At 56.5% G+C, this 6,207-nt stretch carries 5 protein-coding genes; all 5 read left to right on the forward strand.

The window, feature by feature from the left end; genetic code table 11:
* The first annotated feature begins 97 nt into the window (after positions 1-97).
* Positions 98-709 (forward strand): outer membrane lipoprotein chaperone LolA, encoded by a 612-nt coding sequence (lolA, locus tag DBY73_RS17295; RefSeq protein WP_112012301.1) that lies wholly within the window; start codon positions 98-100, stop codon positions 707-709.
* Positions 710-718: 9 nt separating this feature from the next.
* A complete protein-coding gene (gene rarA, locus DBY73_RS17300) occupies positions 719-2,062 on the forward strand; it encodes a replication-associated recombination protein RarA (RefSeq protein ID WP_112012302.1) in 1,344 nt (447 codons plus the stop codon).
* Positions 2,063-2,153: 91 nt separating this feature from the next.
* Complete coding sequence (gene serS, locus DBY73_RS17305) at positions 2,154-3,446, forward strand: serine--tRNA ligase (protein ID WP_112012303.1); 1,293 nt, start codon at positions 2,154-2,156, stop codon at positions 3,444-3,446.
* 210 nt (positions 3,447-3,656) lie between these two features.
* The gene (dmsA, locus tag DBY73_RS17310) at positions 3,657-6,098 is read left to right on the forward strand and encodes a dimethylsulfoxide reductase subunit A (protein ID WP_112012304.1); all 2,442 of its coding nucleotides are present in this window, start codon (positions 3,657-3,659) and stop codon (positions 6,096-6,098) included.
* Between the two features lie 10 nt (positions 6,099-6,108).
* Positions 6,109-6,207: 4Fe-4S binding protein (locus DBY73_RS17315; protein WP_164474823.1), on the forward strand; the 99-nt coding region annotated here is incomplete at its 3' end.

Consider the following 6,207-nt stretch of genomic DNA (forward strand, 5'->3'; position numbering starts at 1 on the left):
AAAAATTAGGCATTTTCTTCTGTCGCCTGCTTCCGGGCAGGTCCAGAATAGAACACGGAAACCCCCATATCGGGATGACGTATTTTAAGGAATAACAATGAAAAAAATCGCAATCGCCTGTGCATTACTCACCAGTTTTGTTGCCAGCGGCGTCTGGGCTGATGCAGCCAGCGACCTTAAAAGCCGACTGGATAAGGTGAGCAGCTTCCACGCCAGCTTCACGCAAAAGGTGACTGACGGCAGCGGCAATGCGGTGCAGGAAGGTCAGGGTGACCTATGGGTCAAACGTCCGAATCTGTTTAACTGGCATATGACCCAGCCTGATGAAAGTATTCTGGTTTCAGACGGTAAAACCCTGTGGTTCTTCAACCCGTTCGTAGAGCAAGCGACCGCGACCTGGCTGAAAGATGCTACCAGCAACACGCCGTTTATGCTGATCGCCCGTAACCAGACGAGCGACTGGCAGCAGTACAACATCAAGCAAAACGGCGATGAGTTTGTTCTGACGCCAAAAGGCAGCAACGGCAACCTGAAGCAGTTCACCATTAATGTGAGCAGCAACGGTACGATCAATCAGTTCGGTGCGGTTGAGCAGGATGACCAGCGCAGCAGCTATCAGCTCAAGTCCCAGCAAAACGGCGCTGTCGACGCATCGAAATTCACCTTTACCCCGCCGCAGGGCGTAACGGTGGACGACCAACGTAAGTAAGAGGCGTGAGTGAGCAACCTTTCGCTCGATTTTTCAGATAATGCGTTTCAACCTCTGGCCGCCCGTATGCGGCCAGAAAATTTAGCGCAGTATATTGGCCAGCAGCATTTGCTGGCTGCGGGTAAACCTTTGCCGCGCGCCATCGAGGCCGGGCATCTCCACTCCATGATCCTCTGGGGGCCGCCGGGCACCGGTAAAACGACCCTGGCGGAGGTGATTGCCCGCTATGCGAATGCGGACGTCGAGCGTATTTCTGCGGTCACGTCTGGCGTGAAAGAGATCCGCGAAGCCATTGAGCGCGCCCGGCAAAACCGTAACGCGGGGCGCCGCACCATCCTGTTTGTCGACGAAGTTCACCGCTTCAACAAAAGCCAGCAGGACGCTTTTCTGCCGCATATTGAAGACGGTACGATTTTCTTCATCGGTGCCACCACTGAAAACCCCTCCTTTGAACTGAACTCGGCGCTGCTTTCCCGCGCGCGCGTTTATCTGCTTAAATCGCTGACGACTGAGGACATCGAAAAGGTTCTCCTCCAGGCGATGGAGGATAACGCGCGGGGCTACGGCGGTCAGGATATTGTGTTGCCGGACGACACCCGCCGCGCAATTGCCGAGCTGGTTAACGGCGACGCGCGTCGGGCGCTCAACACGCTGGAGATGATGGCCGATATGGCCGAAGTCGACGACGCCGGAAAGCGCGTGCTGAAGCCGGAGCTGCTCACTGAAATCGCGGGCGAGCGCAGCGCGCGGTTTGATAACAAAGGCGATCGTTTTTACGACCTCATTTCGGCGCTGCACAAGTCCGTGCGCGGCAGCGCGCCGGATGCGGCCCTTTACTGGTATGCACGTATCATCACGGCAGGAGGCGATCCGCTGTACGTTGCGCGTCGCCTGCTGGCCATCGCTTCGGAAGATGTAGGCAATGCCGACCCGCGTGCCATGCAGGTCGCGATTTCAGCATGGGACTGTTTTACCCGAGTTGGCCCAGCCGAGGGCGAACGTGCGATTGCGCAGGCGATTGTCTATCTTGCCTGCGCACCGAAAAGTAATGCTGTGTATACCGCGTTTAAGGCCGCGATGTCCGATGCGCGTGAACGCCCGGACTACGACGTGCCGGTTCACCTTCGTAACGCGCCAACCAAACTCATGAAAGAGATGGGCTACGGCCAGGAATACCGTTATGCCCATGATGAGCCGAACGCCTACGCCGCCGGTGAAGAGTATTTCCCGCAGGAAATGGCACAAACGCGCTATTATCATCCCACCAACAGAGGCCTTGAAGGTAAGATTGGCGAAAAGCTCGCCTGGCTCACCGGACAGGATCAAAATAGCCCTATAAAACGCTACCGTTAGGGCTATCGTTGCGGTAATGTTGGCGTAGTATCCCTGTGACCGCAGGCTGTGGTCACATTTCCTATTTTAATTCGATAAGCACAGGATAAGCATGCTCGATCCCAATCTGCTGCGTAACGAGCCAGACGCAGTCGCTGAAAAACTGGCACGCCGAGGCTTTAAGCTGGATGTAGATAAGCTGCGCGCTCTTGAAGAGCGTCGTAAAGTTCTGCAGGTACAAACTGAAAATCTGCAGGCAGAGCGTAATTCTCGATCGAAATCCATCGGCCAGGCGAAAGCGCGCGGGGAAGATATTGAGCCATTACGCCTGGAAGTGAACAAACTGGGTGAAGAACTGGATCAGGCAAAAGCTGAGCTGGATGTTCTTCAGGCCGAGATTCGTGATATTGCCCTGGCTATCCCGAATATTCCTGACGACAGCGTGCCTGTCGGCAAAGATGAAAACGACAACGTTGAAGTGAAGCGCTGGGGCACGCCTCGCGAGTTCGACTTTGAGGTTCGCGATCACGTGACGCTGGGCGAAATGCACGCGGGCCTGGACTTTGCGGCAGCGGTTAAGCTGACCGGCTCCCGTTTTGTGGTGATGAAAGGCCAGATTGCCCATCTGCACCGCGCGCTGGCGCAGTTCATGCTGGATCTGCACACCGAGCAGCATGGCTACAGCGAAACCTACGTGCCGTATCTGGTCAACCACGATACGCTGTACGGTACGGGTCAGCTGCCGAAATTCGCCGGCGACCTGTTCCATACCCGTCCGCTGGACGAGGAAGCAGACAGCAGCAACTACGCGCTGATCCCAACCGCTGAAGTGCCGCTAACTAACCTCGTGCGTGATGAGATCATCGATGAAGACGACCTGCCAATTAAGCTGACGGCACACTCTCCGTGCTTCCGCTCTGAAGCAGGGTCTTACGGTCGTGATACCCGCGGGCTGATCCGCATGCACCAGTTCGATAAAGTCGAAATGGTTCAGATTGTGCGTCCTGAAGAGTCCATGGACGCGCTGGAAGAGATGACCGGCCACGCTGAGAAAGTGCTGGAGCTGCTGGGCCTGCCGTACCGTCGTATGGCGCTGTGCACCGGTGATATGGGCTTTGGCGCCTGCAAAACCTTTGACCTGGAAGTTTGGGTTCCAGCGCAGAACACCTACCGTGAAATCTCTTCCTGCTCTAACGTCTGGGATTTCCAGGCGCGCCGCATGCAGGCTCGCTGCCGCAGCAAGTCTGATAAGAAAACCCGCCTGGTACACACCCTGAACGGTTCCGGCTTGGCTGTAGGCCGCACGCTGGTTGCCGTAATGGAAAACTATCAGCAGGCTGACGGGCGTATCGAAATCCCTGAAGTGCTGCGCCCGTACATGAAGGGTCAGCAGTTCATCGGATAAGATTTGCCTAATTCAAAAAAAGCGCCTTCGGGCGCTTTTTTTATGCCCAGGCTTTGATGCGAAGCAATAACCCCTCACTCTAAAGTAGTAATACTCCCTCACACATAATTAGCACGATATATTGTGAACGAATTTATTCGTTATATATAAAACTATATAGCGGCATGTGCCGCCTGATTATTTCTCTGTGAGCAATCAAAGTGAGTCTATATGAAAATCAACGCGCCTGATGCGTTACTGGCTGCTGAGGTGAGCCGTCGCGGGCTAGTAAAAACGACCGCGATTGGCGGCCTGGCAGTAGCCAGCAGCGCATTCTCATTGCCTTTTTCACGCATGGCGTCCGCTGCGGAGGCCATTGCCCCGACGGCCCCGGAAAATGTTGTCTGGAGCGCCTGCACCGTTAACTGCGGTAGCCGCTGCCCGCTGCGTATGCACGTGGTGGACGGTGAGATTAAGTATGTAGAAACCGACAACACCGGGGATGATAACTACGAAGGGTTACATCAGGTTCGCGCCTGTCTGCGCGGCCGCTCCATGCGCCGTCGCGTCTATAATCCGGACCGTCTGAAATATCCGATGAAGCGCGTTGGAAAACGCGGCGAAGGCAAGTTCGAACGCATCAGCTGGGATGAGGCTTACGATATTATCGCCAGCAATATGCAGCGCCTGATTAAAGACTACGGCAACGAGTCCATCTACCTGAACTACGGCACAGGCACGCTAGGCGGCACGTTGACCCGCTCCTGGCCGCCGGGGAAAACCCTGATTGCTCGCCTGATGAACTGCTGCGGCGGTTATCTCAACCACTACGGCGATTACTCCACCGCGCAGATTGCGGCAGGACTGAACTACACCTACGGCGGCTGGGCTGACGGCAACAGCCCGTCCGATATCGAAAACAGCCGGCTCGTCGTGCTGTTCGGTAACAACCCGGGCGAAACGCGCATGAGCGGCGGCGGCGTGACCTATTACGTCGAGCAGGCGCGTGAAAAATCTAACGCCAAAATGATCATCATCGATCCGCGCTACACCGATACCGGTGCCGGGCGCGAGGACGAGTGGATCCCGATTCGTCCCGGAACCGATGCGGCGCTGATCTCCGCGCTGGCGTGGGTGATGATTAACGAAAACCTCGTCGACCAGCCTTTCCTCGATAAATACTGCGTAGGCTACGACGAGAAAACGCTCCCGGAAGGCGCTCCGGCCAACGGCCACTATAAGGCTTATATTCTGGGGCTGGGCAGTGACGGTATTGCTAAGACGCCTGAATGGGCATCTGCCATTACCGGTATTCCGCAGGCGCGCATCGTTAAGCTGGCGCGTGAAATCGCGGGCGCTAAACCGGCGTTCATTTCGCAGGGATGGGGGCCACAGCGTCACGCAAACGGCGAGCTGGTGTCCCGCGCTATCTCCATGCTGGCGATCCTGACCGGCAACGTGGGCATCCACGGCGGCAATTCGGGCGCGCGCGAAGGCTCCTACTCCCTGCCGTTCGAGCGCATGCCGACGCTGGACAACCCGGTGCAGACCAGCATCTCCATGTTCATGTGGACCGACGCCATTGAGTGCGGCCCGGAAATGACCGCCACCCGCGACGGCGTGCGCGGTAAAGATAAGCTGGACGTGCCGATTAAGATGATCTGGAACTATGCCGGGAACTGCCTCATTAACCAGCATTCTCAGATCAACCGCACCCACGAGATCCTCCAGGACGACAAGAAATGCGAGATGATCGTGGTGATTGACTGCCACATGACGTCGTCAGCCAAATACGCCGATATCCTGCTGCCGGACTGTACGGCTTCAGAGCAGATGGACTTCGCCCTGGACGCATCCTGCGGCAACATGTCCTACGTGATTTTTGCCGACCAGGCAATCAAGCCGCGCTTTGAATGCAAAACCATCTATGAGATGACAACGCAGATTGCGAAGCGGATGGGCGTTGCGGAGAAATTTACCGAAGGCCGCACCCAGGAAGGCTGGATGCGCCATCTGTATGAACAGTCCCGCAAAGCGATTCCTGAGCTGCTGCCGTTTGATGAATTCCGCAAGGCCGGAATGTTCAAACAGCGCGATCCGGAAGGGCACCACGTGGCGTATAAAGCGTTCCGTGAAGATCCGGTTGCCAACCCGCTGACCACGCCGTCCGGCAAAATTGAAATCTACTCGACTCAGCTGGCAGAGATTGCGGCGACGTGGGAGCTGGAAAAAGGGGACGTTATCGATCCGCTGCCGGTGTATAGTCCAGGCTTCGAAAACTATGACGATCCGCAGAGCAAAGACTATCCGCTTCAGCTAACGGGCTTCCACTACAAGGCGCGCACGCACTCCACCTACGGCAACGTCGACGTGCTGAAGGCCGCCTGCCGTCAGGAGATGTGGATTAACCCGGTGGACGCGCAGAAGCGCGGGATCGCCAACGGCGATCGTATCCGTATTTTCAACAGTCGTGGCGAGGTACACATCGAAGCGAAAGTGACGCCGCGCATCCTGCCGGGGGTTGTTGCCCTTGGGGAGGGCGCCTGGTACAACCCGGATTCGAACGGGATCGATCAGGCTGGCTGCATTAACGTGTTGACCACGCAGCGCCCGTCGCCGCTGGCGAAAGGCAACCCGTCCCACAGTAACCTGGTTCAGGTTGAGAAGGCGTAAGGAGTAACCGATGACAACCCAGTATGGATTTTTTATTGATTCCAGCCGTTGCACCGGGTGCAAAACCTGCGAGCTGGCCTGCAAGGACTACAAGGACTTAACCCCGGAC

It is taken from the genome of Enterobacter sp. RIT418 (assembly GCF_003057745.1).
Classification (GTDB): domain Bacteria; phylum Pseudomonadota; class Gammaproteobacteria; order Enterobacterales; family Enterobacteriaceae; genus Enterobacter.